The 26,129-nt window shown below is 74.7% G+C and carries 22 protein-coding genes; 7 read left to right on the plus strand and 15 right to left on the minus strand.

The window, feature by feature from the left end; all coding sequences use genetic code 11:
- Nucleotide 1: 1 nt before the first annotated feature.
- Nucleotides 2-1,009 (plus strand): hypothetical protein, encoded by a 1,008-nt coding sequence (locus ACFVU3_RS18435; protein ID WP_390067314.1) that lies wholly within the window; start codon nucleotides 2-4, stop codon nucleotides 1,007-1,009.
- Nucleotides 1,010-1,012: 3 nt separating this feature from the next.
- Here the strand turns inward: ACFVU3_RS18435 and ACFVU3_RS18440 are convergent, their stop codons facing one another.
- The 5 genes from ACFVU3_RS18440 to ACFVU3_RS18460 form a co-directional block, all read right to left on the minus strand.
- Nucleotides 1,013-2,170 carry a serine hydrolase domain-containing protein gene (locus ACFVU3_RS18440; RefSeq protein ID WP_390067315.1) on the minus strand — a complete coding sequence of 386 codons (1,158 nt, stop codon included), beginning with the start codon at nucleotides 2,168-2,170 and terminating at the stop codon, nucleotides 1,013-1,015.
- Nucleotides 2,171-2,318: 148 nt separating this feature from the next.
- Entirely contained in the window at nucleotides 2,319-2,786 is a 468-nt protein-coding gene (locus tag ACFVU3_RS18445) for an NUDIX hydrolase (protein WP_390067317.1), read from the minus strand.
- Nucleotides 2,787-2,824: 38 nt separating this feature from the next.
- Nucleotides 2,825-3,376 (minus strand): HPP family protein, encoded by a 552-nt coding sequence (locus tag ACFVU3_RS18450; RefSeq protein WP_390067319.1) that lies wholly within the window; start codon nucleotides 3,374-3,376, stop codon nucleotides 2,825-2,827.
- 62 nt (nucleotides 3,377-3,438) lie between these two features.
- Complete coding sequence (locus tag ACFVU3_RS18455) at nucleotides 3,439-4,323, minus strand: pyridoxamine 5'-phosphate oxidase family protein (RefSeq protein ID WP_390067321.1); 885 nt, start codon at nucleotides 4,321-4,323, stop codon at nucleotides 3,439-3,441.
- Between the two features lie 227 nt (nucleotides 4,324-4,550).
- A complete protein-coding gene (locus tag ACFVU3_RS18460; RefSeq protein WP_390067323.1) occupies nucleotides 4,551-5,006 on the minus strand; it encodes a VOC family protein in 456 nt (151 codons plus the stop codon).
- 137 nt (nucleotides 5,007-5,143) lie between these two features.
- Here ACFVU3_RS18460 and ACFVU3_RS18465 point away from each other — a divergent pair, with 137 nt between their 5' ends.
- Complete coding sequence (locus ACFVU3_RS18465; RefSeq protein WP_390067325.1) at nucleotides 5,144-5,686, plus strand: CGNR zinc finger domain-containing protein; 543 nt, start codon at nucleotides 5,144-5,146, stop codon at nucleotides 5,684-5,686.
- A 195-nt stretch (nucleotides 5,687-5,881) separates the two neighbouring features.
- Complete coding sequence (locus ACFVU3_RS18470; RefSeq protein WP_390067327.1) at nucleotides 5,882-9,196, plus strand: S8 family serine peptidase; 3,315 nt, start codon at nucleotides 5,882-5,884, stop codon at nucleotides 9,194-9,196.
- Nucleotides 9,197-9,250: 54 nt separating this feature from the next.
- Here the strand turns inward: ACFVU3_RS18470 and ACFVU3_RS18475 are convergent, their stop codons facing one another.
- Both ACFVU3_RS18475 and ACFVU3_RS18480 read right to left on the minus strand, forming a co-directional pair.
- Nucleotides 9,251-10,054, minus strand: a complete 804-nt coding sequence (locus ACFVU3_RS18475; protein ID WP_390067329.1) for a hypothetical protein — start codon at nucleotides 10,052-10,054, stop codon at nucleotides 9,251-9,253.
- Nucleotides 10,055-10,528, minus strand: a complete 474-nt coding sequence (locus ACFVU3_RS18480) for an RNA polymerase sigma factor (RefSeq protein WP_390067586.1) — start codon at nucleotides 10,526-10,528, stop codon at nucleotides 10,055-10,057. It abuts the gene before it with no gap.
- 172 nt (nucleotides 10,529-10,700) lie between these two features.
- Between ACFVU3_RS18480 and ACFVU3_RS18485 the strand changes: the two genes are divergently transcribed.
- Complete coding sequence (locus ACFVU3_RS18485; RefSeq protein ID WP_390067331.1) at nucleotides 10,701-11,717, plus strand: aspartate-semialdehyde dehydrogenase; 1,017 nt, start codon at nucleotides 10,701-10,703, stop codon at nucleotides 11,715-11,717.
- 142 nt (nucleotides 11,718-11,859) lie between these two features.
- Nucleotides 11,860-14,439, plus strand: a complete 2,580-nt coding sequence (gene pepN / locus ACFVU3_RS18490; RefSeq protein WP_390067332.1) for an aminopeptidase N — start codon at nucleotides 11,860-11,862, stop codon at nucleotides 14,437-14,439.
- A 67-nt stretch (nucleotides 14,440-14,506) separates the two neighbouring features.
- Here pepN and alc read toward each other — a convergent pair whose 3' ends face one another.
- The 4 genes from alc to ACFVU3_RS18510 are packed head-to-tail and all read right to left on the minus strand — an operon-like array spanning nucleotide 14,507 to nucleotide 18,637.
- A complete protein-coding gene (gene alc / locus ACFVU3_RS18495) occupies nucleotides 14,507-15,631 on the minus strand; it encodes an allantoicase (RefSeq protein WP_390067334.1) in 1,125 nt (374 codons plus the stop codon).
- A 58-nt stretch (nucleotides 15,632-15,689) separates the two neighbouring features.
- On the minus strand, nucleotides 15,690-16,616 hold the full coding sequence (locus ACFVU3_RS18500; RefSeq protein ID WP_390067336.1) for a LysR family transcriptional regulator: 927 nt from the start codon (nucleotides 16,614-16,616) through the stop codon (nucleotides 15,690-15,692).
- 9 nt (nucleotides 16,617-16,625) lie between these two features.
- The gene (locus ACFVU3_RS18505) at nucleotides 16,626-17,690 is read right to left on the minus strand and encodes an EamA family transporter (protein ID WP_390067338.1); all 1,065 of its coding nucleotides are present in this window, start codon (nucleotides 17,688-17,690) and stop codon (nucleotides 16,626-16,628) included.
- A 5-nt stretch (nucleotides 17,691-17,695) separates the two neighbouring features.
- Nucleotides 17,696-18,637, minus strand: coding sequence for an EamA family transporter (locus ACFVU3_RS18510; RefSeq protein WP_390067340.1), 942 nt, complete (start codon nucleotides 18,635-18,637; stop codon nucleotides 17,696-17,698).
- Between the two features lie 138 nt (nucleotides 18,638-18,775).
- On the opposite strand from ACFVU3_RS18510, the gene ACFVU3_RS18515 reads away from it, so the two are divergent.
- A complete protein-coding gene (locus ACFVU3_RS18515) occupies nucleotides 18,776-19,282 on the plus strand; it encodes a MarR family winged helix-turn-helix transcriptional regulator (RefSeq protein WP_390067342.1) in 507 nt (168 codons plus the stop codon).
- Nucleotides 19,283-19,360: 78 nt separating this feature from the next.
- On the opposite strand, the gene ACFVU3_RS18520 is transcribed toward ACFVU3_RS18515, so the two are convergent.
- From ACFVU3_RS18520 to ACFVU3_RS18530, 3 genes are read right to left on the minus strand one after another with little or no spacing between them, the layout of a single operon-like run.
- Nucleotides 19,361-19,591 carry a hypothetical protein gene (locus ACFVU3_RS18520; protein ID WP_390067344.1) on the minus strand — a complete coding sequence of 77 codons (231 nt, stop codon included), beginning with the start codon at nucleotides 19,589-19,591 and terminating at the stop codon, nucleotides 19,361-19,363.
- 20 nt (nucleotides 19,592-19,611) lie between these two features.
- Complete coding sequence (malQ, locus tag ACFVU3_RS18525) at nucleotides 19,612-21,699, minus strand: 4-alpha-glucanotransferase (RefSeq protein WP_390067346.1); 2,088 nt, start codon at nucleotides 21,697-21,699, stop codon at nucleotides 19,612-19,614.
- Nucleotide 21,700: 1 nt separating this feature from the next.
- Nucleotides 21,701-21,922: a hypothetical protein gene (locus tag ACFVU3_RS18530; protein ID WP_390067587.1), complete on the minus strand. Its 222-nt coding sequence runs from the start codon at nucleotides 21,920-21,922 to the stop codon at nucleotides 21,701-21,703.
- Between the two features lie 340 nt (nucleotides 21,923-22,262).
- On the opposite strand from ACFVU3_RS18530, the gene ACFVU3_RS18535 reads away from it, so the two are divergent.
- Nucleotides 22,263-25,454, plus strand: coding sequence for a beta-N-acetylglucosaminidase domain-containing protein (locus tag ACFVU3_RS18535; RefSeq protein ID WP_390067589.1), 3,192 nt, complete (start codon nucleotides 22,263-22,265; stop codon nucleotides 25,452-25,454).
- 99 nt (nucleotides 25,455-25,553) lie between these two features.
- Here the strand turns inward: ACFVU3_RS18535 and ACFVU3_RS18540 are convergent, their stop codons facing one another.
- The gene (locus ACFVU3_RS18540; protein WP_390067347.1) at nucleotides 25,554-26,117 is read right to left on the minus strand and encodes an HNH endonuclease; all 564 of its coding nucleotides are present in this window, start codon (nucleotides 26,115-26,117) and stop codon (nucleotides 25,554-25,556) included.
- Nucleotides 26,118-26,129 lie beyond the last annotated feature (12 nt).

The following is a 26,129-nucleotide window of genomic DNA, read 5'->3' on the forward strand; positions in this document are numbered from 1 at the left end:
CATGAACCACAACACCCCCATCACCCCCCGCCCCCGCCCCCTCCCCTCCCCCGCGGGCGTCACGCAACGTCTCGCTTCCAGCGGCCAGTTGAGGGCCATGGGCGTGCCCGCCGCGGAGGTCGCCGGGCGGGTCGCGGACGGCGGCGACTGGCAGCAGCTGCTGCCGGGCGTCTTCCTGCTCCACCCCGGCGCCCCGACCGGCGACGACCGGCTGCGGGCCGCGCTGCTGTACGCCCGCCGGGACGGCGGGGCGCCGCTCCACGGGCCGGGCGCGATGATCACCGGTCTGGCCGCGCTCGCCCTGCACGGCTTCTCCTCCGCTCCCCCGCCGGCCGGCCTGGACCGGATCGACGTGCTGGTGGGGCGGACCCGCCGGCTGCGCTCGACCGGTTTCGTGCGGGTGGTGCGGGCGCCGGAGTCGCCGGAGCCGGTGGAGCTCGCCGGGCTGCCGGTGGCGCCGGTCGCGCGGGCGGTCGCCGACGCCGTCCCGGGGCTCCAGGACGCCGAGGCCGTCCGCCGGCTGCTGACCGAGGCGGTGCGCGGCGGCCACTGCGAACCGCCGGTGCTGGTACGGGAGTTGAGCCGGGCGCGGCTGCTGACCCGGCCGCACGTGGTGGACGCGGTGGACTCGCTGCTGGTCGAGGGGCGGGCGCTGTCGGAGGAGCGGCTGTACGAGATGGTGCGGGACTTCGCGCTGCCGGACCCGCTGTGGAACGTGGACCTGCGGCTGCCGGGCGGCCCGCACCTGGGCGGCGTGGACGCCTACTGGCCGGACCAGGCGGTGGCGGTGGAGCTGGACACCCGGGCGCCCCGGCAGGACGAGGACGCCCTGTGGTCCGAGTACACCCGCAAGCGGGAGCACCTGGAGCGGCTGGGCATCACGGTGGTCCACCTGACCCCCCGCAAGCTGCGGGAGGCCATGGACCAGCAGGCCGCCGTGGTCCGTACGGCGCTGATGGCGGCGCCGGAGCGGCGGCCCGCCGCCTATGTCGTCGTCCTGCCGCGGTGAGCGCTACTTCTTCGGCGGGACCGTGCCGCAGAACTCGGCCTCGACGATCGCCTGGGTGTCCCCGGTCCAGTCGGCGTTGATGTTGGCGGCGAGGGTGTGCCGGCCGTCGCGGGTGGTGTACGCCTCCGAGAGGGAGCCGTGGATGCCGCCGCCGTGGCCCCAGATCTCGGTGCCGCAGCCCAGCTTCTGCCAGGAGATGCCGAGGCCGTAGCGGTAGTCGGGGAACTGGGGGGAGACCGCCACCGTGGTGGTGAGTTCGCGCATCTCGGCCTTCGGGAGGAGCCGGCCCTTGAGGAGGGCGCGGTAGAAGGTCTGGAGGTCGGCGGAGTCGGAGATCATCTCGCCGGCGGCGTGGGCGAGGGAGGGGTTGAGCTCGGTGACGTCGTGGACGGGGGAGGTCGCCTCGGGATTCAGGGTGGAGTACGCGCGGCTGCTGGGCCCCGGGACGTTCACCCGGGTGCCGGGGACACTGGTGGCGCGGAGCTTGAGGGGCTTGATGATCCGGTTCTCGACGGCCTTGCCGTAGGGGCGGCCGGTGACCTTCTCGATGACCAGGCCGGCCAGGACGAAGTTGGTGTTGGAGTAGCGCCAGGAGGTGCCGGGGGCGAAGGCCGGGGCGTGGCCCATGGCGACGCCGACCAGGTCGCGCGGGCTCCAGGTGTCGTAGCGGTGCTGGAGGAAGCCCGCGCCGAAGACCTTCTGCTGGAAGGCGGGGTCCTCGGTGTAGCTGTAGACGCCGCTGGTGTGGTTGAGGAGCTGCCGGACGGTGATCCTGCTCCCGTCGTGGCCGTTGCCGGTGACGAGGCCGGGCAGCCACTTCTCGACCGGGTCGTCGAGGTCGACGCGGCCCTCGGCCTGGAGCTGGAGGAGGACGGTGGCGGTGAAGGTCTTGGTGATGGAGCCGACGCGGTAGCGGTCGTCGCCGCCGCGCTCGCCGGCGGTGCCGGTCCAGGAGCGGCCGTCGGCCCGGGCCTGGGCGACGGCGCCCGGGACACCGGCGTCGACGGCGGCCTGGAGCGCCGCCTGGGTGGCCGTGTGGCCGGCCTTCGCGGGGGCGGGGGCCGGGTTCGCGGCGAGGGCGGGGGCGGCGAGCGCGGTGACGGTGAGGCCGGCGGCGAGGGCCGCGGCGACGACGGTGCGGGTGGTGCGGGTGGTGGTCATGTGGGTCCCCTGTGTCCCTGGTCCGGTACTGCGGTCGGCGGGGAGGACCGGGGGCGGGACGGGAGGGTTGAGCGGGGACGTACCGGTTGAGCCTTTTTCGGCCGTTCGGCGGAGCCGGCGGGAGGCGGGGCCGGGCGGGGAGGGGGGGTCAGTTGCGGCGCGGGTCGCCGAGCCGGGAGCGGCCGAGCGCGGGGCGGGCGCGCCAGAGGTCGAGGCCGACGTCGACGAGGTGGACCCGGGGCAGACCGGGCACGGCGTCGAGGGGGTGCCAGGCGGCGAGGTCGGTGGAGCCGCCGGTCTCGGGGCGCAGCGCGCCGCCGGTGATCCGGGCCTCGTAGAGGATGCGGAGCCCCTGCCAGGAGCCGGGGGTGCCGATGCGGGGCAGCCGGTCGCGCACGACGGAGTCGACGCCGAGGAGGGCGACGGGCTCGGAGACGTATCCGGTCTCCTCCTCGACCTCGCGGACGACGGTCGCGACGGGTTCCTCGCCGTGGTCCATGCCACCGCCGGGCAGGGTCCAGCGCCTCGTCCCGTCCTTGGCGACCCAGCGGGCGAGCAGGATCTCGCCGCCACGGACGCACACGGCGTAGGCCGCCACCCTCAACTCCTGCTTCATGGGCCGAGGTTAGGCGATCGGGGTGACGGCCGGCCGGTTCAGTACCAGTAGACGGGGTAGCGGCGGCGGCCGGCCCGGGCGGCGAGCAGGCCGACCACGACGAGCAGCACGCAGGAGGCGAGCAGGAGGCCGGTAAAGGTCCAGAACGGCGGGGAGCCCAGGGCGACGATCACCGCGGTGGCGGCGGCCGGGGAGTGCGGGGCGCGGGCGAGCATCATCACGCCGAGGGCGAGTCCGCCGGCGACGGCGGCGCTCCACAGGCCGGGGCCGGCGACCGCGAGGACGGCGAAGCCGGCGAGGGCGGAGAGGAGCTGGCCGCCGATCACCGAGCGGGGCTGGGAGAGCGGCAGCTCCGGGGAGGCGGCGACCAGCGCCATGCTCGCGGCGAGCGGCGGGATGAGCAGCGGGTGGTGGAGGACGGTGCCGAGCGCGACCAGCAGGAGCAGGGCGGTGGTGCTGACGCCGGTGGCGACGAGGACCGCGAGGGGGCGTGGGCGCGGCGGCGGGCCGGGACGGGCAGGGGCGGGGGCGGGGGTGGTCGCGGACGGCGCGGGCACGGTGGCCTCGGGAGCCGGGGCGGTGGTGGTCACGGGTTCCTCGGGATCGTGGATCGGGAGTCCGCGTGCGGGCGGCAGGGTGCGGTGGTGCGGCTTCAGGGGGTGGTCGGATTGGCCGGGGAGTACTCGGGCGCGGACCAGCTGAGGGGGCCGGCGGCCGGGGTCTCGACGACGCTGTCGACCCGGAAGCGGACGAACCGCTCCTCCAGACGGTATACCGTTCGCGCCCGGCCGCTGAGCTGGAGGGTCGTGCCGTTCTCCCAGTCCAGGAAGAGAAGACCGGCCCTGTCGTCGGTCTCCAGGTTGCCGAGTGTGAGGAACATCGCGTTGCCCGGGTAGTCCCGCCATTCGAGCGTGCGGGGGTCCTCGGCGCGGACGAAGCCGGGGTTGCCGCCGCGGTGGCTGGCGTCGGCGCCGTCCGGTCCCGTGGTGGCGACGAAGAAGGTGTCGGCGGCGCGGACGGCGGCCAGCTGGTCCTCGGAGAGGGCCTCGCCCCACCGGGCGGGCGGGGCGCCGGGGCCGGCGGGGCCGGAGGCGCGCAGCTCGCGCTTCTGGAGGTACTTGGGGCAGTTGGCGAAGACCTGCTCGGCCTCGATCAGCAGGCCGCGGGCGCTGGGGCGGGCGGTGCCGTTGAGGCGCATGCGGCGGCGGGTGCGGGGATCGAGGGCGATCGTGCCGACGCGGGTCTCGCCGGCCAGGGCCTCGGCGAGCGGGTCGCCGGGCCGGGCCCCGCCCGCGACCGAGACCGTGTGGGGCCCGGTGGCGCGGGCGAAGCCGGGCGCTCCGGTGAGCAGGCTCGCCCAGACGCGCCCGTCGGGTGCCGCCGCCCCGAGGACCAGCATGGGCTGGGCCTCCAGGAAGGCGGCGGCGACGGGACGGATGCCGGGGCGGATGCTCGGGGCGATGTGGGCGGCGGCGTCCCGGAGGCCGAGGCGTTCCTGGATGGCGAGGGAGCCGTGGTGGTACGCGGTGCTGCTCATGGCGGGCCTCCGGACGGGCGAGGACGGGTACGGGCGGACGCGGGCGGACGAGGGCGGACGAGGGCGGATGCGGGCGGGTCCCGGACGGGCGGGCCCCGGACGGAGAGGCCCCCGGGGTGGCAGGGCCCCGGACTGAGAGCCCCCGGGGTGGCGGGGCCCCGGACGGAGAGCCCCCCGGGTGGCGGGGCCCCGGACGGGCGGCCCCGCACCGGCCCGGAGGTGACGGCCTAGAAGAAGCCGCAGGTCGGGGCCGCGGCGCTGGGGGCCGGGGCCTCCTCGGCGCCCTTCGGGACGGAGATCTCCAGGCGGGTGCCGTCCGGGTCGTGGAAGAAGATGCCGCCGGAGGCCGCGCCCTCGCGGTGGGCGACGACGCCGTCGTAGGCGAAGGTGACGCCCTCGGCCTTGAGGACGGCCTCGGCCTCGCGGACCCGCTCGATGGACTCGGCCTCGAAGGCCAGATGGTGCAGGCCGGCCCGGGTCGCGTCGTAACCGTCCCCGGCCTGCTGCCAGAGGGTGACGGCGAGCCGGCCGCCCTGGCCGAGGAAGGCGTAGCGGCGTCCGTCGGCGTCGCCGGAGCCGATCACCTCGAAGCCGAGGACCTCCCCGTAGAAGCGGAGCGAGCGGTCCAGGTCGGTGACGTTGATGCCGATGTGCGCCGTGTTCAGCGTGCCGATCGCGGACATGACGGTCCCCTCGTCGTCGGTCGCCCCCTTCGGGCTAACCGCTTAACTCGACTTTAGAGGTTAGAACTCGCGATGCGCAACCCGTCACGTACGCTTGAGGGGTTAGATCACCCGGGGGATCGAGGAGGATGCCCGCCATGCCCGTCACCGATCCGCGGCCCCTCACCGGCGAGCCGGTCTCCCTGGACCTGCTCAACACCCGCTGGATGAGCGAGGGCGAGCGCCAGGACCTGCTCACCGACACCGGAGGTCTGGCGGTCTGGCTCGCGTCCAACGGGCTCGACGGGCGCTTCACCGCGGACGAGGCCACGCTCCGGCACGCCCGCACCGCCCGCGAGGCGCTGAAGGCCCTGGTCGACCGGCCCGGCGACCCGGACGCGGTCGCGCGGCTCGACGCCGTCCTGGAGCACGGCCGGATCCGCGCCCTGCTCACCACCGAGGGCCCCGGCGAGCGGGCCGAGTTCGCCGATCCCGCGTGGGGGCCGGCCTGGACCGCCGCCCGCGACTACCTGGACCTGCTGCGCACCGCGCCGGACCGGATCAGGACCTGCGCGCACGAGGCGTGCATCCTGCACTTCTTCGACACCTCGCGGAACGGCACCCGGCGCTGGCACTCGATGGCGACCTGCGGCAACCGGGCGAAGGCGTCCCGGCACTACGCCCGCACGAAGGACCAGTGATCCGGAACCACGGGTCGAATCGCCCTCGTTGAGGGCGATTCGTCGTCTCTGGCGGAGAGTGCACGATGGCGGATGTACGCCATGGACACAACATGCCCTCCAGGAACTCTCCACAAAACCCTGTCACTTGCGAAAGGCTGAGCGGTCATCCGGTACCGGAATCCGGACCCTCTTCTTTCACAAACAGGGATGTAAATGACCACCCCCGAAACGCAGAGCTCCATACCCGGGCGCTCGACCGGGACCAGACGAGCGGCCCGTATCGCCGCCGCCGCCGGTCTGGTGACCGCGCTCGTCGCGGCCGGTGCCGCCCCGGTGCTCGCCGCCGACGACCCGGCGACGACTCCCCCGGTGAAGGCCGCGGAGCCCGCCGACAAGCTCGGCGCCACCGACGCGCAGCGCCTCTCCGAGGCCGAGGCCGCCGGCGAGCCGCACGTCACCATCCTGGTCGCCACCGCGCCCGGCGCGACCGAGCAGGTCGCCGGCCAGCTCGACGCCGTCCCCGGCGCCTCGGTCGGCAACCGCAACGACGAGCTCGGCTACGTCCGCGCCACCCTGCCGACCGGCAAGGCCGACGCCGCGATCAAGGCCGCCACCAAGCTCTCCTCCGTCCAGTCCGTGGACCTCCAGGCGGAGATCCAGCTGGACGACCCCCGCCCCGACGCCGGCGTCTCCGGCGCCGTCGAGGGCACGACGGTCACCCGGACCTACCCGGCGCCGTCGAAGTACACCCCGGCGAAGAACCCGTACAACCCGTCCCACGAGACGGGCGCCGTCGAGTTCGTCGAGGACCACCCGCGCGCCGACGGCCGCGGCGTGACCATCGGCATCCTCGACTCGGGCGTCGACCTGGCCCACCCGGCCCTGCAGAAGACCACCACCGGCGAGCGCAAGATCGTCGACTGGGTGACCTCCACCGACCCGATCGTCGACTCCGACGGCACCTGGCGCGCCCAGGTCACCCCGGTCGCGGGCCCGGTCTTCACGGCCGCCTCGCAGTCCTGGAAGGCCCCCGCGGGCGCCTACCAGTGGAGCCGCTTCAGCGAGTCCGTCACGGCGGGCGGCGACCCGGCCGGCGACATCAACCGCGACGGCGACACCACCGACGTCTTCGGCCTGCTGTACGACGCCGCCGCGGGCACCGTCCGCGTCGACACCGACCAGGACAACGACTTCACGGACAACGAGCCGATGAAGCCGTTCAAGGACGGGTACGGCATCGGCTACTTCGGCACCGACGACCCGGCCACGGACGTCGTCGAGCGCACCCCGTTCGTCGTGGAGATCCGCAAGGACGTCCCGATGGACCCGTACGGCGGCTCCTGGGTCGGCCAGAAGCGCGACTTCGTCAACATCGGCGTCGTCGAGTCCTCGCACGGCACCCACGTCGCCGGCATCACCGCCGCCAAGGGCCTCTTCGGCGGGAAGATGAACGGCGCCGCCCCCGGCGCGAAGATCGTCTCCTCGCGCGCCTGCACCTGGGACGGCGGCTGCACCAACACCGCCCTCACCGAGGGCATGGTCGACCTCGTCGTCAACCGCGGCGTCGACATCGTCAACATGTCGATCGGCGGCCTGCCCGCGCTGAACGACGGCGACAACGTCCGCGCCCGCCTCTACACCCGTCTCATCGACGAGTACGGCGTGCAGCTGGTGATCTCGGCCGGCAACTCCGGCCCCGGCACCAACACGATCGGCGACCCCGGCCTGGCCGACAAGGTCCTCTCGGTCGGCGCGGCGGTCTCCCAGTCGACCTGGGCCGCCAACTACGGCTCCGCGGTCGAGAAGAAGTACGCCATGTTCCCGTTCTCCTCGCGCGGTCCGCGTGAGGACGGCGGCGCCACCCCGCTGATCACCGGCCCGGGTTCGGCCGTCAACACCATCCCGACCTGGCAGGCCGGCGCCGGCGTCGCCGAGTCCGGCTACGCGCTCCCCGCCGGCTACGGCATGCTCAACGGCACCTCGATGTCGTCCCCGCAGGTCGCCGGCGCGAGCGCGCTGCTGCTCTCCGCCGCCAAGCAGCGCGGCATCGAGCTCACCCCGCTGACCCTGCGCACCGCCCTCACCTCGACCGCGCAGCGGATCCCGGGTGTCGCGGCCCACGAGCAGGGCGCCGGTCTCGTCGACATCAACGAGGCGTGGGACTCCATCAAGGACGGGGCCACCGCCCACTCCTACAAGGTCGAGGCCCCGGTCGACACCGTGATCTTCCCGGCCCCGCACACCGGCACCGGTGTGTACGACCGCGAGGGCGGCCTCAAGGTCGGCCAGAAGAAGGTCTACGACGTCACCGTCACCCGTACCAGCGGCCCGGACCGTGCCATCGAGCACGAGCTGGACCTCAAGTACAACGACGGCACCTTCCGGATCCTCGGCGACGACGAGGTCCGCCTCCCGCTGAACAAGCCGGTCACCGTCAAGCTGGAGGCCCGCCCGAGGACCGCCGGCGTGCACAGCGTGATCCTGGAGGCCGACGACGAGCGCACCGAGGGCGTCGACAAGCAGATCCTCGCCACCTCGGTCGTCGCGAGCGACCTGGTCGCCCCCGGCTACGGCTTCTCCGCCTCCGGCTCGGTCCAGCGCAACAGCCACAAGTCGTACTTCGTGACCGTCCCGAAGGGCGCCACCTCCCTGGAGGTCGCCATCGGCGGCCTGAAGGAGAAGAGCCAGACCCGGTTCATCTCCATCCACCCGTACGGCGTCCCGGTCGACCCGACCGCGACCACGATGTGCTACCCGCACTACAACCCGGCGAACACCTGCCGTCCCGACCAGCGCTCCTACGCCAACCCGCAGGCCGGCGTCTGGGAGATCGAGGTCGAGGCGCGCCGCACCTCGCCGGACCTGGACAACCCGTACAAGCTCGGCGTCACCGTGCTCGGTGCCTCCTTCGACCCGGCCGTCCAGACGGTCGCCGAGGCGAAGGTCGGCGTCCCGTCCGCCGTCGAGTGGACCGTCACCAACAACTTCGCCGGCATCGACGGCAAGCTGAAGGGCGGCTCGCTGGGCTCGGCCAAGGTCGAGACCCCGACGATCCAGCACCACGAGAAGCAGACGAAGACCGTCACCGTCGGTGAGGGCGTCGAGCGGCTCGACATCGCGATCGGCAACACCTCCGACAAGGCCGCCGACCTCGACCTGACCGTGCTCCTGAACGGCGTCAAGGTCGCCTCGTCGGCCGACGGCGACTCGGAGGAGGCCGTCTCCCTCGTCAAGCCGAAGGCCGGCACCTACGAGGTCGTCATCGACGGCTACGCGGTCCACGCCGAGGGCGGCACGACCTACGACTACAAGGACGTGTACTTCTCCTCGGCGCTCGGCACCGTGAAGGTCGACGAGTCGAAGACCTACCCGCTGGCCAACGGCGGGAGCACCAAGGTCCCGGCCGAGGTCGTCGTCGGCGGTCCGGCCCCCGAGGGACGCCAGTTCTTCGGTGAGGTCCAGCTGCTCAACGCGCGCGGCACCGTCGCGGGCACCGGCAGCGTCCTGATCGGCAGCGTCACCCCGTAACACCCGTGCGGTACGAGGGGCGGGCACCCGTGAGGGTGTCCGCCCCTTCGCGTCTCAGCCCCGGCCGGGGCAGCCGCCGCCGGCGTCCGGCAGGGCCTTCGCCAGCCACTTCCGGCCGTACTCCAGCTCGTCGCGGACCGGACCGACGTCCTCGCCGAGCTCGCCGGGCGGCTCCATGTCCTGGCGGAAGGTGAGCACCCCCTCGCCGGCGGAGCGCGGGACGACGACCAGCATCCGCGTACCGGGCCGGTAGGACGACGCCTCCGCCGCGAACCCCGTGAAGACCAGCTCGCCGGAGTCCGGCCCGGCCGGCTTGTACCGGCGCTCCACCCGCAGCACCACCCGGAACTCCCCGTCCGCGAGCGGCTCGGCCCGCACCACCGCGCCCTCGGCGACGTCCGTGGCACAGGCCACCAGCCCGCCCGGGGTGAGCTTGGCGTCGGAACCGGCGTCGACGGCGCCGCCGACCGCCCCCGGACGGGCGGCCAGCCAGGCCCCGCCGGTGCCGAGCGCGCCCAGGGCCACACAGGCCGCGAGCGCCCAGGCGGCGATCCGGCCGCGCCGCCGGGGGCGTACGACCGGGTCCGGCGCCACCGGCTCCGGCGGCACGTGCTCCGGCGGTACCCGCTCCGGACGTACGTGCTCCCGCGGTACGGACTCCGGCACCGGCACCGGCTCCAGTACCGGCTCCGGTCGGACGGCCTCCGCGGTGAGCGCCGCGGCGAGGACGCCCAGCTGCTCGCGGATCAGGTCCACGTCCGCGAGGGCGCGGGCGACCTCGGGGTCGTCCCCGGCGCCCGGCGGGCCGTCCTCCGGGAACAGGGCCAGGACCAGCGGGTCCCTCGTGTCCTCGCTCACTCACACCACCTCGTCCGTGCGCAGCCGCTCCCGCAGGGCGCGGACGGCGGCGTGCAGCCTGCTCTTGACCGTCCCCTCGGGGACCCCCAGCTCCTCGGCGATCCGGGCCACCGGCAGGTCCGCGTAGAAGCGGAGCACCAGGACCTGCCGCTGCTTCTCCGGCAGCGCCTCCAGGCCGTCCGCCACGGCGAGCGCGAGCACCCGGGCCTCCTCCCCGCCGCCGCCCGGCGGATGCGGCAGCGCGGTCAGCCGCTCGCCGAGCCGCTCGTCCCGGCGCCGGGCCCGGTGCCAGTCGGCGGCCACCCGGGTGGCGACCACCGCGCACCAGGCGGCCGGGGAGCGCGGCGGGTCCCCCTTCGCCCGGGCCTCCAGGAGACGGAGCCCCACCTGCTGCACCCCGTCCTGGAGCTCCGCGTACGGCACCCCGCCCAGCGCCAGGACCGCCCGCACCCGGTCCACGAGCGCCGCGTCCATCTGCTCCACCCCGCCTCCTCCCGGTCCGTGTCGCCCCTACGACGCGCGACCGCCCGGGAACGTTCACCCGCGGCCGCGTCCCGCTCCTCGGACAATGGATTGGACAAGGAACGGCAGGCGGCACGCATCATGGGGGGCGGCAGCACCTGCACACACGTACGGAGGAGTCCCCGTGAAGGTCGGAATCGTCGGAGCCACCGGTCAGGTCGGCACAGTCATGCGCAAGATCCTGGCCGAGCGGAACTTCCCGGTCGACGAGCTGCGGCTCTTCGCCTCCGCCCGGTCCGCCGGCACGGTCGTGGACGGCGTCACGGTCGAGGACGCCTCGACCGCCGACTACACCGGCCTGGACATCGTGCTCTTCTCCGCCGGCGGCGCCACCTCCAAGGCCCTCGCCGAGAAGGTCGCCTCCCAGGGCGCCGTCGTCATCGACAACTCCTCCGCCTGGCGCCGCGACCCCGAGGTCCCCCTCGTCGTCTCCGAGGTCAACCCGCACGCGATCAAGGACCGCCCCAAGGGCATCATCGCCAACCCGAACTGCACCACGATGGCCGCCATGCCGGTCCTCAAGCCCCTCCACCAGGAGGCCGGCCTCACCGCGCTGATCGCCACCACCTACCAGGCCGTCTCCGGTTCGGGCGTGGCCGGCGTCGCCGAGCTGCGCACCCAGGCGTGCGCCGTGGCCGAGCAGGCCGACCAGCTGGCGTTCGACGGCGACGCCGTCGCGTTCCCCGAGCCGGCCGTCTACCAGCGCCCGATCGCGTTCAACGTGGTCCCGCTGGCCGGCTCGATCGTCGACGACGGCTCCTTCGAGACCGACGAGGAGCAGAAGCTCCGCCACGAGTCCCGCAAGATCCTGGAGATCCCGGAGCTGAAGGTCTCCGGCACCTGCGTCCGCGTCCCGGTCTTCTCCGGCCACTCGCTCCAGGTGAACGTCCGCTTCGAGCGCCCGATCGGCGTCGAGCGCGCCTACGAGCTGCTGAAGGACGCCGAGGGCGTCGAGCTGTCCGAGATCCCGACCCCGCTCCAGGCGGCCGGCAAGGACGCCTCGTACGTGGGCCGCATCCGCGTCGACGAGACCGTGGAGAACGGCCTGGCGCTCTTCCTCTCCAACGACAACCTCCGCAAGGGCGCCGCGCTCAACGCGGTGCAGATCGCGGAGCTGGTGGCGGCCGAGCTCAAGGGCTGACCCCGCTCCCCGTCCGCCGGAGGGCGGCCACCCGGACGGGTGGCCGCCCTTTCGCGTGTTCGCCCTGGGAAATGCGCGATGCGCGGGCCGAGGGGCCCGTGGAAGGATGGCCCAAACGTCACGAAACCGAGGAGTTGACCGGGTGCCTGGTACGAACCTGACCCGTGAAGAGGCCCAGCAGCGGGCGGCGCTGCTGACCGTGGACGCGTACGAGGTCGAACTGGACCTCACCGGTGCGCAGGAGGGCGGCACCTACCGGTCCGTCACCACCGTCCGCTTCGATTCCGCCGAGCAGGGCGCCGAGAGCTTCATCGACCTCGTCGCCCCCGCCGTCCACGAGGCCGTGCTGAACGGGCACGCGCTGGACGTCGCCGCCGTCTTCCGCGACTCGCGGATCGCGCTGCCCCACCTGAAGCAGGGCCGCAACGAGCTGCGCGTGGTCGCCGACTGCGCGTACACCAACACCGGTGAGGGCCTGCACCGCTTCGTCGACCCGGTCGACGGCCAGGCGTACCTGTACACGCAGTTCGAGGTGCCGGACGCGCGCCGGGTCTTCGCCTCCTTCGAGCAGCCGGACCTGAAGGCGACCTTCCAGTTCACGGTGAAGGCCCCGGAGGGCTGGAGCGTCATCTCCAACTCGCCCACCCCGGAGCCGAAGGACGGGGTGTGGGCCTTCGAGCCGACCCCGCGGATCTCCTCGTACATCACCGCCCTGATCGTCGGCCCGTACCACGCGGTGCACTCGGCGTACGAGGGCCCGGACGGGCAGGTCGTGCCGCTGGGCATCTACTGCCGTCCGTCGCTGGCGGAGTTCCTCGACGCGGACCACATCTTCGACGTGACCCGGCAGGGCTTCGGCTGGTTCCAGGAGAAGTTCGCGTACGCCTACCCGTTCGCCAAGTACGACCAGCTGTTCGTGCCGGAGTTCAACGCCGGCGCGATGGAGAACGCGGGCGCGGTCACCATCCGCGACCAGTACGTCTTCCGCTCGAAGGTGACGGACGCGGCCTACGAGCGCCGCGCCGAGACCATCCTCCACGAGCTCGCCCACATGTGGTTCGGCGACCTCGTGACCATGGAGTGGTGGAACGACCTGTGGCTGAACGAGTCGTTCGCCACCTACACCTCGGTCGCCTGCCAGGCGTCCGTCGCCGGCACCCGCTGGCCGAACGCCTGGACCACCTTCGCCAACGCGGAGAAGACCTGGGCCTACCGCCAGGACCAGCTGCCGTCGACGCACCCGATCATGGCCGAGATCAACGACCTGGAGGACGTGCTCGTCAACTTCGACGGCATCACGTACGCCAAGGGCGCCTCGGTCCTCAAGCAGCTCGTCGCCTACGTCGGCCAGGACGAGTTCTTCAAGGGCGTCCAGGCGTACTTCCAGCGCCACGCCTTCGGCAACACCCGCCTGAGCGACCTGCTGGGCGCGCTGGAGGAGACCTCCGGCCGCGACCTGAAGACCTGGTCGAAGGCGTGGCTGGAGACGGCCGGCATCAACGTCCTGCGCCCGGAGATCGAGACCGACGAGAACGGCTCGATCACCGCCTTCGCGGTGAAGCAGGAGGCCCCGGCGCTGCCCGCCGGCGCCAAGGGCGAGGCCGTGCTCCGCCCGCACCGCATCGCCATCGGCTTCTACGACCTCGACGCGGCCGGCAAGCTGGTCCGCACCGAGCGCCTGGAGCTGGACATCGAGGCGGCCGGCCTGACCGAGGTGCCGGCGCTGGTGGGCCGGTCCCGCCCGGCGGTCGTGCTGCTGAACGACGACGACCTGTCGTACGCCAAGGTCCGCCTCGACGAGGTGTCCCTCCAGAACGTCACCGCGCACCTCGGCGACTTCGCCGAGTCGCTGCCGCGCGCGCTGTGCTGGGCCTCCGCCTGGGACATGACCCGGGACGGCGAGCTGGCGACCCGCGACTACCTGGAGCTGGTGCTGTCCGGCATCGCCAAGGAGTCGGACATCGGCGTGGTGCAGTCCCTCCAGGGCCAGGTCAAGGCCGCCCTGGAGCTGTACGCGGCGCCGGAGTGGCGCGACGCCGGCCTGACCCGCTGGACCGAGGCGGCGCTGACCCACCTCAAGGCGGCCGAGCCGGCGAGCGACCACCAGCTGGCGTGGGCGCGGGCCTTCGCCGCCACCGCCCGGACGCCGCAGCAGCTCGACCTGCTCGCCGCGCTCCTGGAGGGCCGCGAGACGATCGAGGGCCTCGCCGTCGACACCGAGCTGCGCTGGGCGTTCGTGCAGCGGCTCGCCGCGACGGGTGTCTTCGACGAGCCGGAGATCGCCGCCGAGCTGGAGCGGGACCGCACGGCCGCCGGTGAGCGGCACGCCGCCACGGCCCGCGCGGCCCGCCCGACCGAGGCCGCGAAGGCCGAGGCGTGGGCGGCGGTCGTCGAGGACGACAAGCTGGCCAACGCGGTGCAGGAGGCGGTGATCGTCGGTTTCGTCCAGACCGACCAGCGTGAGCTGCTCGCCCCGTACACGGAGAAGTACTTCGCGTCGATCAAGCGCGTGGCGGAGACCCGCAGCCACGAGATGATCCAGCAGATCGTGGTCGGCCTCTACCCGACGCTCCAGGTCTCGCAGGAGACGCTGGACGCGACGGACACGTGGATCGCGGCCAACGACCCGGTCCCGGCGCTGCGTCGCCTGGTCACGGAGTCGCGGGCGGGCGTCGAGCGGGCCCTGAAGGCCCGTGCGGCGGACGCGGCGGCCGCGAAGTAGAGCGGCCCACTCGCACGGTGAAGGGGCGCCTCCCCCACGGAGGCGCCCCTTCGCCGGTTCCTGGTGCCTACCGGCTCGCGCGGTCGAAGCGGGCGCGCAGGTCGGCGGCGCCCTCCTCGGTGAGGGAGCCGTGCAGGCGCATGCGGGCGACGCCGCCGTCGGGGAAGGCGTCGAGGCGCACATGGGTGACGACCGCCTGCGCGGGGAGCGCGAAGCGGTGCAGGGTGTCGGGCTGGAGGCGGGTGCGCGGGACGATCTCGAACCACTCGCCGGACTCGCCGTTGCGGCCCTGGAGGGCGATCCAGCCGGCCGAGTTGCCCTTGAGGTAGGCGGTGTCGATCTCGACGGCGCGGACGGCGCCCTGGGCGGGGAGGCGGAAGCGGACCCAGTCGTTGGTGCCGCGGACCCGGCGGCGGCGGTTCTCCCAGCCGTCGTCCATCTTGCGGGAGGTGCCGGGCAGGATGATCTGGGTGGGCGACGAGTAGAACCGGTCGGAGGCGTCCTCGTACGACCCGCCGTTGAGGACCGAGAGCAGGTCGACGGTGCCGAGCAGGCCGAGCCACTCGGGGTCGGGCAGCACCTCGCCGTGGACGCGGAGGCGGGCGACGCCGCCGTCCGGGTGCTGGCAGAGGCGGACGTGGGTCCAGCGGCGGTCGCTGTCGATCGTGAAGCCGTTGGCGGCGTGGCCGCGGACGGGGGTGGGCGGGACGAGCTCCTCCCACTTCGCGTCGAGCAGCTCCTCGGGGCTGGGGCTGCCCTCGACGGCGGTGGCCTGGACGCTGACCTTCTGCGGGTAGTTGCCGCGGAAGTGGGCGGTGTCGACGATCAGGCCCTTGATGACGCCGGGGGCGCCGAGGCGGACGACGGCCCAGTCGTGGTCCTCGGGGGCGGGGAAGACGTTCTGGGCGTCGGCGCCGCGGCGGCGGCGGGTCTCCCAGCCGTCCATGATCTTGCCCTTGTGGCCGAAGTGCTCCGGGTCGAAGACGGCCCGCTCGCGGACGAGCAGGTTCTCGCGCTCGGCGAAGAACTCGTCGTTGGCGGCGACGACGCCGGCGCCGAGGCGGCGGTCGGCGAGGTCGACCAGTTCGGTGAAGGGGAAGTCGCCGGTGCGGTAGTCGGCGTACGGGTCGCCTCCGCCGTAGGGCGCGGCGTCGTTGGCGTGCGGGTCCTGGATGTCCTCGGTTCCGGTCATGGTCCGACTCTCGCGCGCCGGAAGTCCGCGGTCCATCGAATGTTTTCGACGATGCCGTTCAGTTCCGCTGAACGGTCTCGCGGGCCGCGGCCGTCTGGCGGAGGGCGGCGAGCACCCGCGCCACCGCGGTGCCTTCCTCGGCGCCGCGCCGCACCGCCGCGACGACGTGGCGGCGCGGCTGGTCGGCGGAGAGGACCCGCATGACGACCCCGGAGCCGCCCCGGCGGTCCGCGGCGGCCATCCGGGGGACGAGCGCGATGCCGAGCCCGGCCTCGACCATGGCGAGGATCGCGGTCCAGCCGGAGGCGCTGTGGGCCTGCTCGGGCACGAAGCCGGCGGCCTCGCAGGCGGCGGTGGTGATCTCGGACCAGGGGCCGGAGCCGCCGAAGATCCAGGGTTCGGCGGCGAGGTCGGCGAGGCGCAGGCCGGGCGCGGCGGCGAGCGGATGGCCGGCGGGGAGGGCGATGTCGAGGGGGTCGGCGAGCAGCGGCACCCGGCTGAACTGGGGGTCGCGCGCGGTGGGCGCGTGGGCGGCGAGCGAGAGCGCGAGGTCCGCCTCGCCGGCCGTGAGCAGCTCGTACGCCTCCCCCGCCTCGGCCTCCCGGATCCGCACGTCGAGCCCGGGATGGGCGGTGCGGAGCCGGCGTACGGCGGGGACGAGGAGCGCGGGCACGGAGGTGGAGAAGGCCGCGACCCGCACCTGGCCGGCCTCGCCCCGCAGATAGCCGTCGAGTTCGGCGTCGGCGCGCTCCAGCTGGGCGAAGACGGCTTCGGCGTGGCGCAGGACGAGGTGGGCGGCGTCGGTGAGGCGGACGCGCCGGCCGTGGGCCTCCAGGAGCGGCACACCGAGCTGCCTGGCGAGGTTGGTGAGCTGCTGGGAGACGGCCGAGGGGGTCATGCGGAGCGTCTCCGCGGTGGCGGTGACGGTGCCCCGGTCGCGCAGGGTGCGCAGGATGTGCAGCTTCTTGATGTCCCACTCGGTCATGGGCGCAACCTACCTGGGGGGCTTCCCCCGCCCGGCCGGGGCCGGGAGTCCGGTGGCGGAGCTGAGCGCCACTCCGCCGAGGATCAGCGCCATGCAGGCGCCTCCGGCCAGGCCGAGCTCCTCGCCGAGGAGGGCGTACGAGAGCAGGGCGACGCAGACCGGCTGGAGGTGGTAGACGACTCCGGCGCGGGCCGCGCCGATGAGGGAGATCGCCTTGTTCCAGGCGAAGAAGGCGACGGCGGAGGAGAACACGCCGATGTAGAGCAGGGGGCCGACGGTGGAGGGGACGGCGGGGAAGCCGCCCTGGACGGCGAGGGAGACGGCGTAGGCGGGGGCGAGCATGAGCGCGCCGAGCACGAAGGTCGTGAAGAGGAAGGCGAGTCCGTCGATCCCTTCGGGCCTGCGCTTGAGGAGCGCGCTGTACGAGGCGAAGGACAGGGCCGCCGCGAACATCCAGAGGTCGCCCGCGGCGAGGTCGACGGTGAGGGAGCCCTCGCCGACGAGCAGCAGGACGCCGAGGACGGCGATCGCCGCGCCCAGGAGGCGGCGGGTGCCGAGGCGTTCGCCGCCGAGCCGGGCGTAGACGGCCATGATCACCGGGGAGGCGGCCATGATCATGCCCATGTTGGTGGCGGAGGTGGTCAGGCCGGCCTGGTGGACGAGGGTGTTGTAGAGGGCGACGCCGAACAGCGAGGCGAGGGCGACGAATCCGAGGTGGCGGCGGATGGCCGCGCGCTGCCGCCAGAACGGGCGGGCGGCGAGGGGGGCGACCGCGAGGAGGGCGATGACCCAGCGCCAGAACACGGCCTGGACGGGCGGGACGGAGTCGGCCATGTCGCGGGTGGCGACGAAGCTGCCGGACCAGACGACGGTGGCGAGGAGGGCGAGGAGCAGGCCGAGACCGGCACCCTGGGCGGGTGCCGGTCTCGGGGGGCCGTCGGGGTCGGCGGCCGGGGCGGGGTGGTCGCCGGAGTCGGTGGGCGGGGTGGGGAGGCCGTCGGGGCCGGTGGCCGGGGCGGGGTGGTCGCCGGGGCCGGTGGCCGGGGTCGGGTGGCGGGGGGTCGTGAGGGTCATGCCGCCTACCGTCGCACCGCCGAAACCTCCAGGTCCATCGAAACTTCCTGACCGTTCTTTTCAGCGGAACCGAACGGTGCGGCGGGCTTGGGCTTCGCCGGGGCCAGCTGGCCGGCGAGGGTGGCGCCGAAGGCGATCAGCATGCCGAGCACCTGCACCGGGCCGAGGGCCTGGCCGAGCGCCGCCCAGCCGATGACGGCCGCGGTGATCGGGGAGAGCGGGCCGAGCAGGGTGACGGAGGAGGCGCTCAGCCGCTCGATGCCGCGGAACCAGAGGAAGTACGAGACGGCGGTGTTGCCGAGGGCGAGGTAGGCGTAGCCGGCCAGATGGGTGCCGGTCAGGGCCGGCGGGGCGCCCTCGGCCAGGAAGGCGAGGGGCAGGATGACGAGGCCGCCCGCGGTGAGCTGCCAGCCGGTGAGCGCGAGGGCGCCGACGCCCTCGGGGCGGCCCCAGCGCTTGGTGAGGACGACGCCGGCGGACATCGAGAGGGAGGAGAGCAGTCCGGCGCCCACACCGATCAGGTCGAAGGCGGCGCCCGCCTTGAGGACCACGAGGCTGACACCGAAGGCGGCGGCGACGGCGGTGAGCAGGGTCCGCACGGTGGGCTTCTCGGCGAGGAAGAGGGCGGCGAGACCGACGACGAAGAGCGGGCCGACGGAGCCGACGACGGCGGCGACGCCGCCGGGCAGCCGGTAGGCGGCGAGGAAGAGCAGCGGGAAGAAGGCGCCGATGTTGAGCGCCCCGAGGACCGCCGACTTCCACCACCAGGCGCCCCGCGGGAGCGTGCGGGTCAGCGCGATGAGCAGGAGGCCGGCCGGGAGGGCTCGCATGAGGCCGGTGAAGAGGGGCCGGTCGGGCGGCAGGAACTCGGTGGTCACGAAGTAGGTGGAGCCCCAGGAGATCGGGGCGAGGGCGGTGAGCGCGACGACGGCGGCCTTACGGGACATGGCAGGACTCCCCCTGAAGCGGTGCGGCTCCGGTGGACCGGAGCGCGACTGGCTTGGCGGTAATTAACTTAGCACTAAGCTACTTGCTTGCAAGTGGCTTTCTTGCCATCGACCGGGAAGGGACGGAACACTGAGGTCATGAAGACGCAGCCCCCCGCGCACGACCCCGTCGACGCCATCGCCGCCCAGTGGGCCGTGGTCCGCCCCGACCTGGACACGCTCCCCATGGCGGTCTTCGGGCGGATCTACCGGCTGGCCGCCGCGATGCGCGGCCGGGTGGACAAGGCGTACGCGCCCTACGGCATGGGGCTCGGGGAGTTCGACGTACTGGCGACCCTGCGCCGGTCCGGGGAGCCGTACACGCTCTCACCGCGCGAGCTGACCGCCACGCTGATGATCACCACCGGCGGGATGACCGGCCGGCTCGACAAGCTGGAGAAGGCCGGACTGCTCACCCGCAGCCCCGACCCGAACGACCGGCGCGGGCTGCGCGTCACGCTCACCGAGCGCGGACGGGAGCTGGTGGACCAGGCGGTCGGCGCGGGCCTGGAGCGGCAGCGGGAGGCGCTGGAGGCGGCGCTGACCGAGGAGGAGGCGCGGCAGCTCGCCGGACTGCTGCGGAAGCTGCTCGCGACCACCGCCTGAGGGCGGCGGGGAGAACGCGAGGGCGCCGCACGGCCATCATGGCCGTGCGGCGCCCTCGGAGACGGGCGGTGGAGGCGGTCAGACCTTCTTGCGGGACTTGTCGAGGACCATCACCAGACCGGCGATGACCAGGAACAGCACCAGCGGGGCCACCACGAACAGGCCGAGGGTCTCGACGACCTCCAGCTTGGGAGCCGGGTCGTCACCGTCGTCGCGGGTCAGCGCGAGCGCGGGGGACGACATGAGCAGCATCATCAGCGTCGTACCGGCCGCGACGGCGCCGGCGCGCAGGGCGTTCTTCTTGTCCACGGTGCAAAAGTAGCGAACACCTAAACGGACCGCGCGCCCGGGGGTGCCGTACGGGCTCCGACCCCCTCGGCGACGGTCCGCAGCAGCACGTGCGCGCGGGGCGAGGCGGCGATCCGCTCCAGGGTGAGCGGCTGCCCGTCGGGGCCCGCCACCGGCAGCCGCCAGTTGGGGTACTCGTCCCAGGTGCCCGGCAGGTTCTGCGGCCGGCGGTCCCCCACCAGGTCCGGCAGCCACACCCCGACCATCCGGGCCGGGGTGCGCGCCAGGAAGCGGTGGACGGCCCGGATCTCGGCCTCCTCGTCCCCCGGCCCCTCCGGGAGCAGCCCGAGCCGCTGGAGGACCCCGCGCCACTCGGCGGTCTCCGCCGCGTCGGCCGCCCGCTCCCGGGCCAGGTCGCCGCCGAGCAGGCCGAGCCGGTGGCGCAGCAGCACGTGGTCGCCGGAGAGCCGGGCTGCGGTGGACGGCAGGTCGTGGGTGGTGGCGGTGGCCACGCAGCCGGCCCGCCACGCCTCCGGCGGCAGCGGCGCGCCGCCGCCGTCCCAGTCCCGCTCGAACCAGAGCACGGACGTGCCGGACACCCCGCGCGCGGCGAGCGCCTCGCGGACGCCCGGCTCGACCGTGCCCAGGTCCTCGCCGATCACCAGGGCGCCGGCCCGGTGCGCCTCCAGGACGAGGACGGCGAGCATCGCCTCGGCGTCGTACCGAACGTAGGTGCCCTCGGTGGGCTCGCGGCCCTCCGGCACCCACCACAGGCGGAACAGGCCCATCACGTGGTCGATGCGCAGCGCGCCCGCGTGCCGCAGGAGTTCGCGCAGGAGCCCGCGGTACGGGGCGTACCCGGCGGCGGCGAGGGCGTCCGGGCGCCACGGCGGCAGGCCCCAGTCCTGGCCGCGGGAGTTGAAGGCGTCGGGCGGGGCGCCGACCGACATCCCGGTGGCGAAGTCGCCCTGGCGGGCCCAGACGTCGGAGCCCTCCGGGTGCACGCCGACGGCCAGGTCGTGGACGATGCCGACCGGCATCCCGGCCTCCCGGGCCGCGTCGGCGGCCTCGCCGAGCTGCCGGTCCGTCAGCCAGGCGAGCCGGCAGTGGAAGTCGACCCGCGCGGTCAGCACCGCGTCGGCGCGGACCGCCGCCCCGGCGCCGTCCGGGGTGCGCAGCTCCTCGGGCCAGGAGCGCCAGTGGGGGCCGTGGCGCTCGGCGAGGGCCTGGTAGGTGGCGTGGTCCTCCAGGGCGCGGCCGCGCTCGGCGAGGAAGTCGTGGTAGTCGGCGCGCCGCCCGGGGCCGGGCTCGACACCGGTCACGAGCTCCAGGGCGCGGAGCTTGAGCGCCCAGACGGCGTCCCGGTCGATGGCGGTGCCCTTGCCGAGGACGCGCTCGCGCAGTTCGGCGGCGGCGGTGAGGATCCGGTCCAGCTCCTCGCGGTGGCCGGGGGCCAGGTGGGCGTATTCGGGGATCTGCTCGATGCGCAGGTGGACGGGGTCGGGGAAGCGGCGCGAGGAGGGGCGGTACGGGGACGGGTCCGAGGGCGCCCCGGGCACGCCCGCGTGCAGCGGGTTGACCTGGACGAATCCGGCGCCGTGCGCGCGGCCCGCCCAGGAGACCAGTTCGCGCAGGTCGCCCAGGTCGCCCATGCCCCAGGAGCGTTCGGAGAGCAGCGAGTAGAGCTGGACGAGCAGGCCGTACGCGCGCGTGGTGGGCACCGGGACGCGCGCGGGGGCGACGATCAGGGTGGCGCGCGCGGTGCGGCCGTCGGGCGCCTCGGCGTCCACGGTGTGCACGCCGAGCGGCAGCCGCTCCCAGTCGCCGCCCGCGTGGACGGCGCCGGACTCGGTGGTGACCCGCAGCACCGTCCCGTCGGGCAGGCCGGCGGGCGGGGCGGGCGGTCCGTCGCCGGTGTGCCGGACGAGGGTGGGCGGGAGCAGGCGCTCCCGGTCGGCCCGCTCCGCCGCGCCGAGGGAGGCGGCGACCGCCTCGGGGGTGGTGGCGTCCACTCCGAGGGCGCCGAGCACCGCGACCACGGTGGCCTCGGGCACGGGCGCGGTGACGCCCTCGGACGGGCTGAACGCGGTGGCGACGCCGTGACGGGCGGCGAGGCGGGCCAGGGTCACTTCACACTCCGGGGGACTCCGTGCCGCACCGGTTTCCGGGGGCGGTGGGCTCGCTGGTGAGGGGTGCGGCGCCGGTGAGGGGCGGCTCGCTGGTGAGGGGCGCGGCGCCGGCCAGGGGCGGCTCGCTGGTCAGCGGCGCGGCGGCCGCCCACGAGGGTTCGCTGGTGAGCGGCGCGGCGGTGGCCGGTGCGCCGCCGGGGGCGGTCTGACGTGGGATCCGTATCCGTCCGGTCAGGGGGCGGGCGGTCGTGGTCACGGGGGTCTCCCGGTTCGTCTCGACGTGGTGGCCGGCCGTACGGCGGGTGGCCGGGGCCGTGGGTGCGACGAGTGATAGCCCTACCCACCACACCTCCCTTTGCCCCTTTTACCGGGGGAAGCCGGCGAAAGGGCGACAGCTCGCCGGTGGTTCACCGGGCAAAGCCGACACTTCGCCCCGTCGCATTGACACCCTCGTGCGAAGGGTGGTGGGGTCGTAACCCGCTCGTGACCAACCGGCCGGGCGGGGACCGCGTCTGACGAACCGGCGGGTGCCCGTCCCGGTGAAGGGAGACCCCGTGACCCCTGTGCGTCCGGGCCGCGGACCGCGTACGGCGACCGCGGTCGCCGCCGCCGTCATCGGCGGGCTCCTCGGCGGCGCCGTCCCCGGCTCGGCGGGTGCCGCCCCGCCGCCCGCCGCGACGCCCGGGACGGTCGCCTCGCCGGCGGCCCCCACGCCCGGGACGACCGCCTCGCCGGCCGTCCCCGCGCCCCGGACCGGCTCCGCGCGCGCGGCGGCCCCGGCGCCCTCCGTGTGGCCCCGGCCGCAGTCGCTGACGGCCGCCGGGCCCGCCGTGCGCCTCGGGGAGCGGGTGACCCTGGTGGCGGACGAGGACGCCGACCGGTACGCCCTCGCGGCGCTGCGGGAGCTGCTCGCCGACGCCGGGGTGCGGACCGTGCACGAGGGGCTGCCGGGCGCGGGCCCGGTGCTCCGCGTCTCGGGACCGTCCGGCGAGGCCGCCCAGGAGGCGCTGGCCTCCTTCGGGGTGGCCGAGCGGGCCGACCTCCCGCGCGGTGGCTACCGGCTGGCCACCGGCCGCTTCGGCGGGCGGGACACCGTGGTGCTGGACGGGACGGGCGAGGACGGCCTGTTCCACGCCGTGCAGACGCTCCGCCAGCTGCTCGGCGAGGGGCCGGACGGCGTCGGCGGGGAGGTGCCCGGGGTCGTCGTCCGGGACTGGCCCGGAACCGCCGAGCGGGGGCTCACCGAGGGCTTCTACGGCACGCCGTGGACGACCGGGCAGCGTCTGGCGATGGTCGACTTCCTGGGCCGCACCAAGCAGAACCGCTATCTCTACGCGCCCGGTGACGACCCGTACCGCGCGGCGCAGTGGCGCGAGCCGTACCCGGAGGCGCAGCGGGCCGGGTTCCGCGCGCTGGCCGAGCGGGCCCGGTCGCGGCACGTGACGCTGGGCTGGGCGGTGGCCCCGGCGCAGTCGATGTGCCTCTCCTCGGACGCGGACGTGGCGGCGCTGACGCGGAAGCTGGACGCGATGCGGGAGCTCGGCTTCCGCTCCTTCCAGCTCCAGTTCCCGGACGCCGGGTTCGGCGAGTGGACCTGCGACGAGGACGCCGACGCCTTCGGACGGGACGCGGCGGGCGCGGCCCGGGCCCACGCGCGCGTGGCGAACGCCGTCGCCCGGCACCTCGCCGAGCGGCATCCGGACGCGGAGCCGGTGACGGTGCTGCCGACGGAGTACTACCAGGAGGGCACCAGCGAGTACCGCTCGGCGCTCGCGGAGGCGCTCGACGCGCGCGTGCGGGTGGCGTGGACGGGGATCGGGGTGGTGCCGCGCACCATCACCGGCACCGAACTGGCCGGGGTGCGGGCGGCGCTGGGGCAGCGGCCGCTGGTCACCATGGACAACTACCCGGTGAACGACTACGCGCAGGACCGGCTCTTCCTGGGCCCGTCCCGGGGCCGGGAGCCCGCGGTGGCGGCCGGGTCCGCCGCGTACCTGGCGCACGCGATGGAGCAGCCCGCGGCCTCCCGCGTCCCGCTCTTCACCACCGCCGACTTCGCCTGGAACCCGCGCGGCTACCGGCCCGGTGAGTCCTGGCGGGCGGCCGTCGCCGACCTGGCCGGTCCCGACCCGGCGGCGCGGGCGGCGCTCGGCGCGCTGGCCGGGAACGCTGCCTCGTCGATCCTCGCCCCGGACGCCGAGTCGGCCGGTCTGAAGCCGCTGATGAGCGCCTTCTGGTCGGCCCGGGCCTCGGGCACGACGGCGGCGCGGGAGAAGGCGGGGCGCGAGCTGCGGGCCGCGTTCACCGTGATGCGGGAGGCGCCGGAGCGGCTCGCCGGCACGGCGGACGGCGCGCTGCGGGCCGAGTCCGGTCCCTGGCTGGAGCAGCTGTCCCGGTACGGCGCGGCGGGCGAGGCGGCCGTCGACATGCTCCTGGCGCAGGCGCGCGGCGACGGGCCGGCGGCCTGGCAGGCGCAGCTGCGCCTGGAGCCGCTGCGGCCGCGGATCGCGGCGAGCGGGGCGACGGTCGGCGACGGCGTCCTGGACCCGTTCCTGGACCGGGCGGTGAAGGAGGCGGCGGCCTGGACCGGCGCCGACAAGGACCCGGAGCGCCAGGTGGACCGGGCCACCGGTTCGTACACGGTGAAGCTGGACCGTGCGCGGCCGGTGGAGTCGGTGACGGTGCTGGCCGGGCCGCCGGCGGACGGGAAGGGCGGGAAGCCGTCGAAGGACGGGACGTCCGGCGCGGCGGGCGCGGCGCACGCGCGCGTGGAGGCGTACGTGGCGGGCGAGGGCTGGCGGCCGCTGGGGCCGCTGTCCGACTCGGGCTGGACGCAGACCGACCTGAAGGGGCTGCGGGCCGAGGCGCTGCGGATCGTCTGGGACGGCGCGGGGCCGGCACCGGACGTGCGGTCGCTGGTGCCGTGGTTCGCGGACGGGCCGGAGGCCGGTCTGGAGCTGGCCAGGACGGAGACGGACCTGGAGATCGGCGGTCCGGCGGCCCGGGTGGAGCTGGAGCTGACGGGCCGGCGGGCGGCCGGGGTGCGGGGCCCGCTGACGGCGAGGGCGCCGAAGGGGATCACCGTACGGCTGCCGGAGGAGGCCGCGGTGGAGCGCGGCGGCACGACGACGGTGCCGATGGAGGTGTCGGTGGCGCCGGGCACGGCGTCCGGGGAGTACCGGGTGCCGGTGTCGTTCGCGGGCGAGGAGCGGGTGCTGACGGTGCGGGCGTTCCCGCGCACCGGCGGCCCGGACCTGGCGCGGTCGGCGACGGCCTCCTCGTCCGGCGACGAGACGGCGGACTTCCCGGCGGCGCTGGCGGTGGACGGCGATCCGGCGACGCGCTGGTCGTCGCCGGCGGAGGACGGTGCCTGGTTCCAGCTGGAGCTGGCCGAGCCGGCCCGGATAGGGCAGGTGGTCCTGCACTGGCAGGACGCGCACGCCTCCCGCTACCGGGTGCAGGTCTCCGCCGACGGCCGGAACTGGCGGACCGCGGCGACCGTCACGGACGGGCGGGGCGGCCGGGAGTCGGTGCGGATGGACGCGGCGGACACGCGTTTCCTGCGGGTGCAGGGCGAGAAGCGGGCGACCCCGTACGGCTACTCGCTCTGGTCGGTGGAGACGTACGCGGTGACGCGGGACCGGGCCCCGGAGCGGGAGACGCCGGAGAAGGGGGCCCCGGAGGAGGAGGCGCCGGAGCGGAGGGCCCCGGACGCGCCGGACGCGGACGCGACGGAGGAGGGCACCGCTCCCTGAGCGGCGCCCTCGCCCCCGTACCCCGTCCGGCCCGGTCCCCGGGACGCCCGGCCGGGCCCGCGGACACGGCCGGGCCCGGGAACGCGGAAGGCCCGGATCTCAGCCGGTCGTCAACACCCCCGCTGGGGTGTCGGCGACGGAGTCGATCCGGGCCATCGCGTCCTCGGCGCCGTACGGCGTGAGGTAGGGCAGCCACCGTGGGTCCCGGTGGCCGGTCCCGATGATCCGCCAGGCCAGGCCGGTGGGCGGCGCGGGTTGGTGGCGCAGCCGCCAGCCGATCTCCCGCAGGTGCTTGTCGGCCTTGAGGTGGTTGCAGCGGCGGCAGGCCGCCACCACGTTCTCCCAGGCGTGGATGCCGCCGCGGCTGCGGGGGATGACGTGGTCGACGCTGGTCGCCACTCCCCCGCAGTACATGCAGCGTCCGCCGTCGCGGGCGAAGAGGGCCCGGCGGGTCAAGGGAACGGGCCCCCGGTAGGGGACCCGCACGAACCGCTTCAGCCGTACCACGCTGGGCGCGGGGACGATCTGATGCTCGCTGTGCAGGAAGGCGCCGGACTCCTCGATGCAGAGGGCCTTGTTCTCCAGTACGAGGACGAGTGCGCGGCGGAGCGGTACGACGCCCAGAGGCTCGTACGACGCGTTGAGGACCAGGACATGCGGCACGGATGCCTCCTA

This window comes from Streptomyces sp. NPDC058052, from assembly GCF_042885515.1.
In the GTDB taxonomy this organism is placed as follows: Bacteria; Actinomycetota; Actinomycetes; order Streptomycetales; family Streptomycetaceae; genus Streptomyces.

What these genes read in the sequence shown, in the direction of transcription:
- alc (WP_390067334.1), bottom strand. Translation starts at nt 15,631, where the DNA reads ATGACCGGAACCGAGGACATCCAGGACCCGCACGCCAACGACGCCGCG.
- ACFVU3_RS18465 (WP_390067325.1), top strand. Translation starts at nt 5,144, where the DNA reads ATGCCCGTCACCGATCCGCGGCCCCTCACCGGCGAGCCGGTCTCCCTG.
- ACFVU3_RS18460 (WP_390067323.1), bottom strand. Translation starts at nt 5,006, where the DNA reads ATGTCCGCGATCGGCACGCTGAACACGGCGCACATCGGCATCAACGTC.
- ACFVU3_RS18435 (WP_390067314.1), top strand. Translation starts at nt 2, where the DNA reads ATGAACCACAACACCCCCATCACCCCCCGCCCCCGCCCCCTCCCCTCC.
- ACFVU3_RS18505 (WP_390067338.1), bottom strand. Translation starts at nt 17,690, where the DNA reads ATGACCCTCACGACCCCCCGCCACCCGACCCCGGCCACCGGCCCCGGC.
- ACFVU3_RS18470 (WP_390067327.1), top strand. Translation starts at nt 5,882, where the DNA reads ATGACCACCCCCGAAACGCAGAGCTCCATACCCGGGCGCTCGACCGGG.
- ACFVU3_RS18455 (WP_390067321.1), bottom strand. Translation starts at nt 4,323, where the DNA reads ATGAGCAGCACCGCGTACCACCACGGCTCCCTCGCCATCCAGGAACGC.
- ACFVU3_RS18510 (WP_390067340.1), bottom strand. Translation starts at nt 18,637, where the DNA reads ATGTCCCGTAAGGCCGCCGTCGTCGCGCTCACCGCCCTCGCCCCGATC.
- ACFVU3_RS18515 (WP_390067342.1), top strand. Translation starts at nt 18,776, where the DNA reads ATGAAGACGCAGCCCCCCGCGCACGACCCCGTCGACGCCATCGCCGCC.
- ACFVU3_RS18480 (WP_390067586.1), bottom strand. Translation starts at nt 10,528, where the DNA reads ATGGACGCGGCGCTCGTGGACCGGGTGCGGGCGGTCCTGGCGCTGGGC.
- ACFVU3_RS18445 (WP_390067317.1), bottom strand. Translation starts at nt 2,786, where the DNA reads ATGAAGCAGGAGTTGAGGGTGGCGGCCTACGCCGTGTGCGTCCGTGGC.
- ACFVU3_RS18440 (WP_390067315.1), bottom strand. Translation starts at nt 2,170, where the DNA reads ATGACCACCACCCGCACCACCCGCACCGTCGTCGCCGCGGCCCTCGCC.
- ACFVU3_RS18500 (WP_390067336.1), bottom strand. Translation starts at nt 16,616, where the DNA reads ATGACCGAGTGGGACATCAAGAAGCTGCACATCCTGCGCACCCTGCGC.